Annotated in this window: 7 protein-coding genes; 2 read left to right on the top strand and 5 right to left on the bottom strand. The window is 34.0% G+C overall.

Features of this window, described 5'->3' with window-relative positions; all coding sequences use genetic code 11:
- Positions 1 to 367 precede the first annotated feature (367 nt).
- Positions 368 to 1321, bottom strand: a complete 954-nt coding sequence (locus tag RT99_RS07130; protein WP_042564014.1) for a MoxR family ATPase — start codon at positions 1319 to 1321, stop codon at positions 368 to 370.
- A 78-nt stretch (positions 1322 to 1399) separates the two neighbouring features.
- A complete protein-coding gene (locus RT99_RS07125; protein ID WP_042564013.1) occupies positions 1400 to 2833 on the bottom strand; it encodes a peptidylprolyl isomerase in 1434 nt (477 codons plus the stop codon).
- 519 nt (positions 2834 to 3352) lie between these two features.
- Between RT99_RS07125 and RT99_RS07120 the strand changes: the two genes are divergently transcribed.
- Both RT99_RS07120 and RT99_RS07115 read left to right on the top strand, forming a co-directional pair.
- A complete protein-coding gene (locus tag RT99_RS07120; protein ID WP_042564012.1) occupies positions 3353 to 4795 on the top strand; it encodes an alpha-amylase in 1443 nt (480 codons plus the stop codon).
- Positions 4796 to 4931: 136 nt separating this feature from the next.
- Positions 4932 to 6524 carry a peptide chain release factor 3 gene (locus RT99_RS07115; RefSeq protein ID WP_042564011.1) on the top strand — a complete coding sequence of 531 codons (1593 nt, stop codon included), beginning with the start codon at positions 4932 to 4934 and terminating at the stop codon, positions 6522 to 6524.
- Between the two features lie 253 nt (positions 6525 to 6777).
- On the opposite strand, the gene RT99_RS07110 is transcribed toward RT99_RS07115, so the two are convergent.
- The 3 genes from RT99_RS07110 to rpoB form a co-directional block, all read right to left on the bottom strand.
- Positions 6778 to 7089 carry a DUF3467 domain-containing protein gene (locus RT99_RS07110; RefSeq protein ID WP_026985797.1) on the bottom strand — a complete coding sequence of 104 codons (312 nt, stop codon included), beginning with the start codon at positions 7087 to 7089 and terminating at the stop codon, positions 6778 to 6780.
- A gap of 10 nt (positions 7090 to 7099) precedes the next feature.
- The gene (gene rpoC / locus RT99_RS07105; protein ID WP_042564010.1) at positions 7100 to 11410 is read right to left on the bottom strand and encodes a DNA-directed RNA polymerase subunit beta'; all 4311 of its coding nucleotides are present in this window, start codon (positions 11408 to 11410) and stop codon (positions 7100 to 7102) included.
- A gap of 302 nt (positions 11411 to 11712) precedes the next feature.
- Positions 11713 to 15525, bottom strand: coding sequence for a DNA-directed RNA polymerase subunit beta (rpoB, locus tag RT99_RS07100; protein ID WP_042564009.1), 3813 nt, complete (start codon positions 15523 to 15525; stop codon positions 11713 to 11715).
- Between the last annotated feature and the right edge of the window lies 1 nt (position 15526).

Genomic DNA, 15526 nt, shown 5'->3' with positions numbered 1-15526 from the left:
AAAAATATAATAGAAGTCGCCTTTTCAAAAATTATTATTGTTAAAAAACGATTTTGACAGCTTGTTATTGCGAAAATATTAATTTTGAAATAAAAAAATGAATTATTGATATTTTAAAATCTTTTCTTTAACAAAGTCGAAATTTGTTGTTATAAACAAACCCTATTTTGAGCCTGTTTTAAGTAAAGAATCTTTCTAAATTAGAATTTACATCGTTATAGTTGACATCAAATTCACTTTTTCAATGATATTGAAATAGAATTTTATCGAAGTTTTATTAAAGATTATTTTACGATATAAATTCCCAAATCAAACAAAAAAAAAGCCTAACAATTTAATGTTAGGCTTTTCGCAAACTTTGTTCGTTTTATAATAATTTCTGAATAATAATTTCTTCAGTTATTCCTTCAGCATCAGCTTTGTAGTTTTTAATAATTCTGTGGCGTAAAATACCAATTGCAACTGCTTTTACATCTTCAATATCAGGTGAAAATTTACCATTAAAAGCGGCATGTGCTTTTGCTGCCAAAATTAAATTTTGAGACGCTCTTGGTCCAGCTCCCCAATCTAAATAATTTCTAACAAAGTCATTCGTCAGCTTATTATCCGGACGAGTTTTACTAACTAAAGACACCGCATATTCAATAACATTATCTGCTACAGGAATTCTGCGGATTAAATGTTGAAAATCGATAATTTCCTGTGCTGTAAATAATGGATTTATAGTTGTTTTAGCATCAGAAGTTGTACGTTTTACGACTTGCACTTCTTCTTCAAAACTAGGATATTCTAATTTTATAGCAAACATAAAACGGTCTAACTGAGCTTCCGGCAACGGGTAAGTTCCTTCTTGTTCAATTGGGTTTTGAGTTGCTAATACAAAATATGGTAAATCTAATTTATGATTTTCACCAGCGATTGTAACAGAACGTTCCTGCATCGCTTCAAGCAAAGCTGCTTGCGTTTTTGGCGGTGTTCTATTAATCTCATCAGCCAGGATAATATTAGAAAAAACGGGTCCTTTTATAAATTTAAACCTTCTGTTTTCATCTAAAATTTCACTTCCTAAAATATCTGACGGCATTAAATCCGGCGTAAATTGAATTCTTTTAAAATCTAAACCTAATGCCTGAGACAAAGTATTTATTAATAATGTTTTTGCTAATCCCGGCACACCTATCAAAAGAGCATGTCCGCCCGAAAATATACAAAGTAAAATTTGATCTACAACGGCGTCCTGCCCTACAATTATTTTTGCTATTTCGGTTTTTAATCCGTTACGTTTTTGAACTAAATTATGAATTGCTGTTACGTCAGACATTTATGAATGTATTTAAAATTAAAAAGAGTTAGTACTATGAAATCATAAAACTAACTCTTTTTATTTATTTAATAAAAATTATTTTTTCAACCAATTGTTTGTAAAAGTACAATCTCTGTACTCTCCAATAATTTTGATATAGGTATCTTTTATTTTTTCGTCAAACCATTTAGCAATGGCATTGATTTGTTTTTCTTTTAATGCTAATTCTTTAATTTTAGTATAATCTTTAGCATAATCCGCCGTATGCTCTTCAATTCTGTTGGTAACAGTAATTAACTTATATGTTTTTTTACCTTTTTCATCTGTGTTTAAAAGTGGCTGAGAAATTTCAGCATCCTTTAAATTCGAAACCTGACTGTATAATGTCGGATCCATTTTAGTCAATTCAAAACGTGTGTCTTGTGTATTAGGATTTACTAAAGTACCACCATTTGCTCTTGTTTCTTTTTCATCAGATTCTGTTCTGGCTGCATCAGCAAAAGAAATTTCTTTACTTTCAATCTTTTTTCTAATATTTATGATTCTTTCTTTAGCTTCTTTCAAAGCATCTTCAGAAACAGTTGGAGCTATTAAAATATGACGTAATTCAACTTCTTGCCCTTTAATTTTATCTACCATAATAATATGATATCCAAAATTAGTTTTAAATGGTTCCGAAATTTCTCCTTCTGCCAAACTAAATGCAACATCTTTAAACTCTTTTACGAAAGGAGTTTTTCTTGTCATTTTATAGAAACCTCCACTAGAAGATGATCCCGGGTCTTGTGAATATAAAACTGCTTTGGTAGCAAAACTAGATCCGTCTAATACATCTTTTCTAATACCATTTAATCGGTCAATAACCTTTTGCTCGTCTTCTTTTGAAACTTTTGGTTCTACAACAATTTGTGCTACTTCCATTTCTGCTCCAAAAGTTGGCAATTCATCTTTTGGTATTTTTTTAAAGAAATTACGAACTTCTTCCGGTGTAATCTCAACTGCATCAATAATTTTTTTCTGCATTTCAGAAGCTAACTTTTGCTCTTTTAAGATATCAGCAAAGTAAGTTTTGAATTCTTCTACAGAGTTTTTCTTATAATAAGCTACAACCTTATTTATGTCTCCAACTTGCTGCATCATATAGTTTAGACGCTCTTCCATCATTCCTCTTACTTCAGCATCGCTTACAATAATACTATCCTGAATAGCCTGATGCGCATATAATTTATCCTCTAAAAGTTTACCAAGCATTTGGCATCTTGTAATATCTTTTGTAGAACCTCCCTGACTGGTAATTTCTAAATATCCTTTATCAATATCAGAATCTAAAACAATATAATCTCCAACAGTTGCAATAATACCGTCAATTTTTTGCTTCTGTCCAGAAGGAGCTTCAACTGGTTTTTCTGCTACAACAACATCCGGAATAATTTCCTGTGCTGAAATAAATGAGTTGAAAAAAAGTAAAAAACATATTGTTAACCCAAATTTGTAATCAATTGTTTTTAGCTGAATTTTTTTTAATAACATTATTTTAAATTTAATTTGAATGCTTTTAGACTTTATTTAAACTACCAATTCATTTATTTCTCTTTCAAAAATTCATTCTGAAACATTAAATAATTAACTTCTAGTTTCTTCTAACTTATAACGAACAAAAATAACAATTCAATTACATAATACAACTATCAGCAATACTATTAACAAAAAATTATGGGATAGCTCGTAAATTCAATTAATAAGAAGTTGTTTATCAGCAGAAATACTTCAAAATACAATCTCCAAATAATAAAGCTCATATCGATATAATTGTGGTTTTATTTATGACGGAATTGTTTAAATTTTTTACTCCTAAAATTAAAAGTTTTCAACACTACAACGTTTTCGTGATATAAAAAATTTCCTATAATTTACAATATAACAAAATTTATATACTTTAGATGAGTAATTAATATTTTATATGTGATAAAATTATGAATAATTCACTTTTATCATTAATATCCGACACAATTACAACTTTATTAATCTAACCTTAACCAAATCATTATTATGAAAAAACCTTTTGTGAAATTTTATTGCTTTGTTGCAATTACTGCATTGTTTTGCGCTTGTTCTGACAATGAAACATCTGAAAATGGCGCAAGTGCAGCGAGTAAAGAATTCAAAATCATCAATGTAACACATCATGACGGAAAACCTTTTAGTACCGGCGAAACCAAATCATCCCTAACAGGCAAATATGTTGATAATCCTGGTGGAGGCGTTATGATGCAGGCTTTTTATTGGGATGTTCCTGCGGGCGGAAACTGGTGGAATACTGTTACGACTAAATTAACCGACTGGTCTAATGCCGGAATTGGATCTGTATGGCTTCCTCCTGCCTCAAAAGCGCAAAACGGAGCATTTTCTATGGGATATGATCCAACGGATTATTTCGATTTTGGAGATTATAACCAAAATGGAACTATCGAAACCAGATTTGGTTCTAAAACCGAATTGGTAAGCCTGATTACAAAGGCACATACTGAAAACATGAAAGTATATGCTGATATCGTAATTAATCACAATAGCGGTGGCCAATCAGAAGCGAATCCTTTTACGGGAACAAATACCTGGACAAATTTTACCGGAGTTGCTTCTGGAAAATTTAAACGTACTTATAATGATTTTTATAAAAATAGTTATGGCAATAATGATGAAGGAAGTTTTGGTGGATTTCCGGACTTATGCCACGCAGCTCCTAATGTGAAAGATTGGTTGTGGCTGAGAGCTGATGGAGTTGGTAAATATTACAAAAACACAATGAAATTTGATGGCTGGAGATTTGATTACGTTAAGGGTTTTGGTTCTTGGGTTGTTAGGGACTGGAATGCAAATGTAGGTGGGTTTTCTGTAGGTGAATTATGGGATTCTAATGTAAACATATTAAATGACTGGGCGAATAATGCTAATAGTTCTGTATTTGATTTTGCTTGTTACTACAAAATGAATGATGCTTTTGACGGAAATAATCTGGCTCTTTTAAATGACGATATGATGTGGAAAAGAAATCCATATAAAGCGGTAACTTTTGTAACCAATCATGATACGGATGAAATTTCAAATAAATTATTGGCGTATTCTTATATTTTAACGCATGAAGGATATCCAACAATTTTCTATAGAGATTACGAGGAATGGCTGGATAAGAGCAAATTAAACAATCTAATCTGGATTCATAACAACAAAGCAACTGGTACAACTTCAATTTTATATTCTGATAATGATGAATATGTTGCCAGAAGAAATGGATACAACGGAAATCCGGGATTAGTGGTTTATATCAATAATTCATCTTCCTGGCAAGAAAGATGGGTTGAAACTAATTGGGCAAATACTCAAATTAAAGATTTTACAGGAAACTCAACTTGGTATCCAACCACGCAAGCAGACAAATGGGTAAAAATACAATGTCCTCCAAAAGGATATTCAGTTTGGTCAATTAATCAGTAATTTAAAATGACTAATGTAAGGCTGTTATAATAACAGCCTTATTTTTTTCTTTAAAAGAAAGACTTCCCAAATTAAGAAGTGAATATTTTTATTAAGCGGTAATTAATAGTACTTTTGCAACCTATTTATACAAAATATGAGCTTTTTAAAAGAAATACAACGCAGAAGAACATTTGGAATTATATCGCATCCCGATGCCGGTAAAACAACTTTAACTGAGAAATTATTGTTGTTTGGAGGGGCAATTCAGGAAGCTGGTGCTGTAAAAAATAATAAAATTAAAAAAGGAGCAACGAGTGACTTTATGGAAATCGAACGCCAAAGAGGTATTTCGGTTTCAACATCTGTACTTGCTTTTAATTATAAAGATAAAAAAATCAACATTCTTGATACTCCTGGACACAAGGATTTTGCCGAAGATACTTTTAGAACTTTAACCGCAGTTGATAGCGTTATTGTTGTAATTGACGTTGCAAAAGGGGTTGAGGAACAAACGGAGAAATTAGTTGCCGTTTGTAGAATGCGTAACATTCCGATGATTGTTTTCATCAATAAATTAGACCGTGAAGGAAAAGATGCTTTTGACTTAATGGATGAAGTGGAACAAAAACTGGGATTAAAAGTTACACCTTTAAGTTTCCCTATCGGAATGGGTTATGACTTTCAGGGAATTTATAATTTATGGGAAGAAAATATCAATCTTTTTAGCGGTGACAGCCGTAAAAATATCGAAGAAACGATCGCTTTCTCTGATGTTCAAAACAATCCTGAATTAGATAAAATTGTTGGTCAAAAAGCAGCTGACAAACTTCGTGAAGAATTAGAATTAATCGATGAAGTTTATCCAAAATTTGAGCGTCAGGATTATTTAGACGGAAAAATTCAGCCAGTATTTTTTGGATCGGCATTAAATAACTTTGGAGTTCGTGAATTGCTAGATTGTTTCGTAACAATCGCTCCTTCTCCAAGAGCAAAAGATTCTGAAACCCGTTTGGTTGATCCTAAAGAAGAAAAAATGACAGGTTTTGTATTTAAAATCCATGCTAATATGGATCCAAAACACAGAGACCGTTTGGCATTTATTAAAATTGTTTCTGGAACTTTTGAAAGAAATAAACCTTACTACCACGTTCGTCAAAAGAAAAATTTAAAATTTTCGAGTCCGAATGCTTTCTTTGCTGAGAAAAAAGAAATTGTAGACATTTCATACCCAGGTGATATTGTAGGTTTACATGATACCGGAAATTTTAAAATTGGAGATACTTTAACAGAAGGCGAAATCATGAGCTTTAAAGGGATTCCAAGTTTCTCTCCTGAGCACTTTAGATATATTAATAATGCTGATCCTATGAAAGCCAAGCAATTGGACAAGGGGGTTGATCAGTTAATGGATGAAGGCGTTGCGCAGTTATTTACTTTAGAGATGAATAATCGTAAAGTTATTGGAACGGTTGGAGCGCTTCAATACGAGGTAATTCAATATCGTTTAGAGCATGAATACGGTGCAAAATGTACATATGAAAATTTCCCTGTACATAAAGCATGTTGGGTAAAACCTGACGATGCTAAAAATGATGAATTCAAAGAATTTAAACGTATTAAACAAAAATTCTTAGCACATGATAAATACGGTCAATTGGTATTTTTAGCCGATTCTGATTTTACAATTCAAATGACTCAAAATAAATATCCAACTGTAAAATTATTCTTTACTTCAGAGTTTGATTAATTTTCATTTCAAAAAAATAACAAAAAAAGCGCTAATTTAAATATTAGCGCTTTTTTTTAATCTGAATTAAATCAACCTTACTAAGTCATTATATTTCATAAATCAAACCTCTTCTATTAAGAAAGTCTAAATTAACCTAATAGAATTGCATTAGGAAATTTAGTCGATAAAGTGAAATAAAAATCGGACAAACTACAGATTTCTATATTTCAATTTCAACAAAAAAAAAGCCCCATTTCTGGGGCTTTTTATATTATGCTTGTCCCGCAGGACCAAAATTAAGCGGTATTGGTGCTTGTTCAGTGTCTTTGATCTCGCCGTGAGCTACTTCAAAACGATGAATATTTTCACCAATTGCTTTTAATAATCTTTTAGCATGTTGTGGTGTCAGGACAATTCTTGACTTTACCTTGGCTTTAGGAATACCCGGCATAATGCTCACAAAATCTAAAACAAACTCTGATGATGAGTGATTTATAATCGCAAGATTAGAATAAATTCCTTCTGCGATAGTTTCATCTAACTCGATATTAATTTGCTCTTGTTGTTGTTTCGGATTACTCATAGTTTCCTAATTAATAAATATATTCTTCTTTATTGGCCATCATTTCATTGTAATCGTCTTTAGATCCTACGATAGTGTTATCGTATTCTCTCATACCAGTTCCCGCAGGAATTCTGTGTCCAACAATTACATTTTCTTTTAATCCTTCTAAATCATCTACTTTACCAGCTACAGCAGCTTCGTTAAGTACTTTTGTTGTTTCTTGGAAAGAAGCAGCAGAAATGAATGATTTAGTTTGTAACGAAGCTCTTGTAATACCTTGTAAAACTGGCGTTGCAGTTGCGGTAATTACATCTCTTGCTACAACAAGATTTTTATCAGTACGTTTCAACAATGAATTTTCATCACGTAAATCACGAGGAGAAATAATTTGTCCTGGTTTCAATACAGCTGAATCTCCAGCATCTTCAACTACTTTCATACCATATAATTTATCGTTTTGAACGATAAAGTCTTTAGTATGAATTAATTGATCTTCTAAGAACAATGTGTCTCCCGGATCCTGAACTCTTACTTTACGCATCATTTGACGAATAACTACCTCAAAGTGCTTATCGTTAATTTTCACCCCTTGTAAACGGTATACCTCTTGAATTTCATTTACCAAATACTGTTGAACAGCAGCCGGACCTTGAATTCTTAAAATATCATCTGGTGTAATTGCACCGTCAGACAATGGTACTCCTGCTCTTACAAAGTCATTTTCCTGAACTAAAATTTGACTAGAAAGTTTAACTAAATACTTTTTAATCTCACCAAATTTAGATTCGATAACAATTTCACGGTTACCTCTTTTGATTTTTCCAAAAGAAACAACACCGTCAATTTCAGAAACAACTGCAGGGTTTGAAGGGTTACGAGCTTCAAGCAACTCAGTAATTCTTGGTAAACCTCCCGTGATATCGCCTGCTTTAGAAGAACGACGTGGGATTTTCACTAATACTTTACCTGCTTTAATTTTCTCACCGTTCTCAACCATAAGGTGTGCTCCTACTGGTAAGTTATACGAACGAATCAATTCACCTTCTTTACCGTAAACCAATAAAGTTGGAATTAATTTTTTATTTCTTGCTTCAGAAATTACTTTTTCCTGGAATCCTGTTTGCTCATCGATTTCAACCATGAACGACTGTCCTTGCTCTAAATCTTCGTAAGCAATCTTACCAGTAAATTCAGAAACAATTACACCATTATATGGATCCCACTTACAGATCACAGATCCTTTAGTAACAGTTTCTCCATCTTTAACAAAGATACTAGAACCGTAAGGAATGTTATGTGTATTTAAGACGATTCCAGTTTTCTCGTCAACTAATTTTAATTCAGTTGAACGTGATACTACGATATCAACCGCATTACCTTCACTATCTTCACCTTTAACAGTTTTTAAATCTTCAATCTCAAGTCTACCGTTGAATCTTGTAACAATACTAGATTCTTCAGAAATACCTCCGGCAACCCCTCCAACGTGGAACGTACGAAGTGTTAACTGTGTACCTGGCTCTCCAATAGACTGAGCTGCAATAACTCCGACAGCTTCACCTCTTTGTGTCATTTTACCGGTAGCTAAGTTTCTACCGTAACATTTAGCACAAATACCTTTTAAAGCCTCACAAGTTAATGGAGATCTAACCTCTACTCTTTCAATCGGAGAAGCTTCAATAGTTCTCATAATTGCTTCAGTAATTTGTTGGCCAGATTGAACCATTACTTCATTAGTAAGTGGATTTATAACATCTTGCAATGCAACACGTCCTAAAATTCTTTCTCCTAATGACTCAACGATTTCCTCATTTTTCTTCAAAGCAGAAACTTCAACACCTCTTAAAGTTCCACAATCTTCGATGTTAACAATAACATCTTGCGAAACGTCATGAAGCCTTCTTGTTAAGTATCCGGCATCGGCAGTTTTAAGGGCCGTATCCGCAAGTCCTTTACGAGCACCGTGAGTAGAAATGAAATACTCAAGGATCGAAAGACCTTCCTTAAAGTTAGAAAGAATCGGGTTTTCAATAATTTCTCCACCACCAGCAGTAGATTTTTTAGGCTTAGCCATCAAACCACGCATACCAGTTAACTGACGAATCTGTTCCTTAGAACCCCTCGCTCCAGAGTCAAGCATCATATATACAGAGTTGAAACCTTGTTGGTCTTCTCTAATATTTTTCATTGCTAATTCTGTTAACTGAGCATTTGCTGAAGTCCATACATCAATAACTTGGTTGTAACGCTCGTTATTGGTAATAAGACCCATGTTATAATTCACAGAAATACCTTCAACTTGCTCTCTGGCATCTGCAATTAATTTAGTTTTTTGTTCTGGGATTCTAATATCACCAAGAGAGAAAGATAAACCTCCTCTAAATGCAAATTTATAACCCATATCTTTCATATTATCTAAGAAAGCTGCCGTTGTAGGTACATCAGTCACACTTAAAATGTGTCCGATAATATCTCTAAGGTTTTTCTTAGTCAATACATCATTGATATATCCAGCTGCTTCCGGTACTACTTCATTAAATAATACACGTCCTGCAGTTGTTTGAATAATTTTGAACACTAATTCTCCAGCGTCATTAAAATCTTTCGCTCTGATTCTTACACGAGCATTCAATTCTAATCTTCCTTCGTTTAATGCAATGTTTACTTCTTCAGCAGAATAGAAAGTTAAGTCTTGTCCTAAAATTACATGTTCTGGTGTCGAGATACGTTCTTTGGTCATATAATATAGACCCAAGACCATATCCTGAGAAGGTACAGTAATTGGAGCACCATTTGCAGGGTTCAAGATATTGTGAGAAGCCAACATTAATAATTGTGCTTCTAAAATAGCCTCTGGTCCTAATGGCAAGTGAACTGCCATCTGATCCCCATCAAAATCGGCGTTGAAAGCCGTACATACTAATGGGTGCAATTGGATTGCTTTTCCTTCAATTAATTTTGGTTGGAAAGCTTGAATACCAAGTCTGTGTAACGTAGGAGCACGGTTAAGCAATACTGGGTGACCTTTAATTACATTTTCAAGGATATCCCAAACTACAGGCTCTTTTTTGTCTATAATTTTCTTAGCAGATTTTACTGTTTTAACAATACCTCTTTCAATCAATTTACGGATTACGAAAGGTTTGTATAACTCAGATGCCATATCTTTTGGCAATCCACATTCAAATAATTTTAATTCAGGACCAACAACAATTACCGAACGAGCAGAATAATCCACACGTTTTCCAAGTAAGTTTTGACGGAAACGTCCTTGCTTACCTTTTAAGGAATCAGATAATGATTTTAATGGTCTGTTAGATTCTGTTTTAACAGCAGAAGCTTTACGAGTGTTATCAAATAATGAATCTACAGATTCCTGTAACATACGTTTTTCGTTTCTTAAGATAACTTCAGGAGCTTTAATCTCCATTAATCTTTTCAAACGGTTGTTACGGATAATTACACGACGGTATAAGTCATTTAAATCTGAAGTTGCAAAACGACCTCCATCAAGTGGCACAAGCGGACGTAATTCTGGTGGAATAACAGGAACCACTTTCATAATCATCCACTCAGGACGATTTTCGCGGTTTAAGTTAGACTCACGGAAAGATTCAACAACTTGTAATCTTTTTAAAGCTTCAGTTTTACGTTGTTTAGATGTCTCGTTGTTAGCGCTATGTCTTAATTCATAAGATAAAGCATCTAAGTCAATACGAGCCAATAAATCCATAATACACTCTGCTCCCATTTTGGCAACAAATTTATTAGGATCCATATCATCTAAATATTGATTTTCTTGTGGAAGAGTATCTAAAATATTCAAATATTCTTCTTCAGTTAAGAAATCTAATCTTTGTAATGATTCTCCATCTGCATTTTTAGCAATACCAGCCTGGATTACTACGTATCTTTCGTAGTAAATGATCATATCTAATTTCTTAGATGGAAGACCAAGTATATAACCAATTTTGTTTGGAAGAGAACGGAAATACCAAATGTGAGCAATTGGCACAACAAGGTTGATGTGTCCTACTCTGTCACGACGTACTTTTTTCTCTGTAACTTCAACGCCACAACGGTCACAGATGATACCTTTGTAACGAATTCTTTTATATTTACCACAAGCACATTCAAAATCCTTAACAGGTCCGAAGATTCTTTCGCAGAAAAGTCCGTCACGCTCTGGTTTGTGAGTTCTGTAGTTGATAGTTTCTGGTTTCAACACCTCTCCTCTTGATTCTTTCAAGATTGATTCTGGTGAAGCCAATCCGATTGAGATTTTATTAAATCTTTTAACTGGATTTTTATCTTTATTATTATTTCTATTATTCATCATAGTTTTTACTATTGATTTATTTGCAATTAAAAAATTGATTCTTGGTTAAGTCTAAAGTCAAATGTCATAAAGTTTTTAAAGTCACGAATGACTTTAGACTTTGGACTTTTAAACTTTCTACTTCAACACTACCTCGGGTTACTTCTCTAAACTTCAAACCTAATTATTTTGAAGTGCTAATTATAAAACTCTTAGGGCTTATATAAAAAATCGGAACGGGTTACGGGTATAAATCCTAAAAACTTCTATAAATGAGTAATCAGCCCCGATAAAAATCGGGACTGAAAACTTCCTAATACTTATTATTCTTCTAAACGAATGTCAAGTCCAAGACCTTTCAATTCATGCATTAATACATTGAATGATTCAGGTAATCCTGGCTCTGGCATAGACTCACCCTTAACGATAGCTTCGTAAGTTTTAGCTCTACCAATAACGTCATCCGACTTAACAGTTAAGATTTCACGAAGTGTACTTGATGCTCCATAAGCTTCAAGTGCCCAAACCTCCATCTCTCCAAAACGCTGACCTCCAAATTGAGCTTTACCTCCAAGTGGTTGTTGAGTAATCAACGAGTATGGACCGATAGAACGTGCGTGCATCTTATCATCAACCATGTGTCCTAATTTAAGCATGTAAATTACACCCACAGTTGCAGCTTGATGGAAACGCTCTCCAGTACCACCATCATAAAGGTGTGTATGTCCGAAACGTGGTACTCCAGCTTCATCAGTTAATTCATTAATTTGATCTAAAGAAGCACCATCAAAAATTGGAGTAGCAAATTTTCTACCTAAATTTTGTCCGGCCCATCCAAGAACAGTTTCATAAATCTGACCAATGTTCATACGTGAAGGTACCCCAAGTGGATTCAATACGATATCTACCGGTGTTCCGTCTTCAAGGAAAGGCATATCTTCATGACGAACGATTCTTGCAACAATACCTTTGTTACCGTGACGTCCTGCCATTTTATCCCCTACTTTCAGTTTACGTTTTTTAGCGATATAAATTTTCGCTAATTTCAAGATTCCAGATGGTAATTCATCTCCAACTGTAATAGTGAATTTTTCTCTTCTTAAAGATCCTTGTAAATCGTTCAGCTTAATTTTATAGTTATGAATCAAATCATTAACCATTTTATTTGTAGCATCATCAGCAACCCATTGACCTTTGCTTAAGTGAGCAAAATCTTCTACTGCGTAAAGCATTTTTTGAGTATATTTTTTACCTTTTGGTAAAACTTCTTCACCCAAATCATTCATTACACCCTGAGATGTTTTTCCGTTTACGATCAGGAATAATTTTTCAACCAATCTGTCTTTCAATTCAACAAATTTAGTTTCAAATTCCATTTCTAAAGCGCCTAAAGCATCTTTATCCTGAGTACGTTTACGTTTATCTTTTACGGCTCTTGCAAATAATTTTTTGTCAAGAACTACACCGTGTAAAGATGGAGAAGCTTTTAATGAAGCATCTTTTACATCACCTGCTTTGTCCCCGAAGATTGCACGAAGCAATTTCTCTTCCGGAGTAGGATCTGATTCCCCTTTTGGTGTAATTTTTCCGATCAAAATGTCGCCAGGCTTAACCTCTGCTCCAATTCTGATCATACCGTTTTCATCTAAATCTTTAGTAGCTTCTTCAGAAACGTTAGGAATATCGTTTGTTAACTCTTCATTTCCTAACTTAGTATCTCTAACCTCTAATGAATAATCATCAACGTGGATAGAAGTAAAAATATCATCACGAACTACTTTTTCAGAAATTACAATCGCATCCTCAAAGTTATACCCTTTCCATGGCATGAACGCAACTTTTAAGTTTCTACCTAAAGCTAATTCACCATTTTGAGTAGCATATCCTTCTGATAATACCTGTCCAGGAATCACTCTGTCACCTTTTCTTACGATTGGTTTCAAGTTGATACTTGTACCTTGATTGGTTTTTCTAAATTTAATTAGGTTGTATGTTTTCTCATCAGCATCAAAACTAACCATTCTCTCGTCTTCTGTACGATCGTATTTAATAGTAATGATATTAGCATCAACATATTCAACAGTTCCATGCCCTTCAGCATTGATTAATACTCTTGAATCTGAAGCTACCTGACGCTCTAAACCTGTACCTACAATTGGTGCTTCAGGACGGATCAAAGGAACTGCCTGACGCATCATGTTTGATCCCATCAACGCACGGTTCGCATCATCATGTTCCAGAAAAGGAATTAATGAAGCAGAAATCGAAGCGATCTGGTTAGGAGCAACGTCTGTATAATGAACTACAGATGGTTCAACAACCGGGAAGTCACCTTCCTCACGAGCAATAACATTGCTAGCTGTAATTTTACCATTTTCATCCATTTCAATGTTTGCCTGAGCAATCATTTTACCTTCTTCTTCTTCAGCACTTAAGTAAATTGGAGTACTTTCTAAATCAACTACACCATTAGTTACTTTACGGTATGGAGTTTCGATGAATCCCATTCCATTAACTTTTGCATAAACACCAAGAGATGAAATCAAACCAATGTTTGGCCCCTCAGGAGTTTCAATCGGACATAAACGACCATAGTGTGTATAGTGAACGTCACGAACCTCAAAACCAGCTCTTTCTCTCGAAAGTCCACCTGGTCCAAGTGCAGAAAGTCTTCTTTTGTGCGTAATCTCAGCTAATGGATTCGTTTGATCCATAAATTGAGATAACTGGTTAGTCCCAAAGAAAGAGTTGATAACTGACGATAATGTTTTAGCATTAATCAAATCAATTGGTGTAAACACCTCGTTATCTCTAACGTTCATTCTCTCACGAATAGTTCTAGCCATACGGGCTAAACCAACACCGAATTGTTGAGACAATTGTTCTCCAACTGTTCTAACACGACGGTTTGATAAGTGATCAATATCATCAATCTCTGCTTTAGAGTTGATTAACTCAATCAAATATTTTACAATGGTAATGATATCTTCTTTGGTAAGCACTTGCTTTTCCATTGGAATATCTAAACCAAGTTTTTTGTTCATTCTATAACGACCAACTTCACCTAAGTTATAACGTTGATCAGAGAAGAACAATTTATCTATAATACCACGAGCAGTTTCCTCATCAGGCGGTTCAGCGTTACGTAACTGACGGTAAATGTGCTCTACAGCTTCTTTTTCAGAGTTTGTTGGATCTTTTTGTAACGTATTGTGGATAATAGCATAATCTGCCTGATTATTATCCTCTTTGTGTAACAAAATAGATTTAACGTTAGAATCGATGATTTCTTCAACATTATCTTTGTCGATAATAGTATCTCTATCAAGGATGATTTCGTTACGTTCGATAGAAACTACCTCACCGGTATCTTCATCAACGAAATCCTCGTGCCAAGTGTTTAAAACACGGGCAGCAAGTCTTCTTCCAATATATTTCTTAATACCAGTTTTAGAAACTTTAATTTCTTCAGCAAGGTCAAAAATTTCAAGGATATCCTTGTCTCTTTCAAACCCAATTGCACGGAATAAAGTTGTTACCGGTAATTTTTTCTTTCTATCGATATAAGCATACATTACGCTGTTGATATCTGTAGAAAATTCTATCCAAGATCCTTTAAAAGGAATTACTCTGGCAGAATATAGTTTTGTTCCATTTGCGTGGAATGACTGTCCAAAGAAAACCCCAGGAGAACGGTGTAATTGTGACACTACTACACGCTCGGCACCATTAATAACAAAGGTACCACTTGGAGTCATATAAGGTATTGTTCCAAGATAAACATCTTGTACAATTGTTTCAAAATCTTCGTGTTCTGGATCAGTACAGTATAGTTTTAACCTTGCTTTTAAAGGCACACTATAAGTAAGACCTCTCTCTATACATTCTTGAATTGTATAACGTGGCGGATCAACAAAATAATCTAGGAATTCCAATACAAAGTTGTTTCTTGTATCTGTGATTGGAAAGTTTTCCATGAAGGTGTTGTATAACCCTTCGTTGCCTCTTTCGTCAGATTTAGTTTCTAATTGAAAGAAATCTTTAAAAGATTTAACCTGAACATCTAGGAAATCCGGATAGTCAGGGATATTTTTTGTAGAGGCAAAATTCAATCTTTCAGTCTGATTTGTTATCATC

It is taken from the genome of Flavobacterium sp. MEB061 (genome assembly GCF_000834715.1).
Classification (GTDB): domain Bacteria; phylum Bacteroidota; class Bacteroidia; order Flavobacteriales; family Flavobacteriaceae; genus Flavobacterium; species Flavobacterium pectinovorum.
Note: the sequence above shows the minus strand (reverse complement) of the source record. Positions and strands in the feature narration are given on the sequence as shown.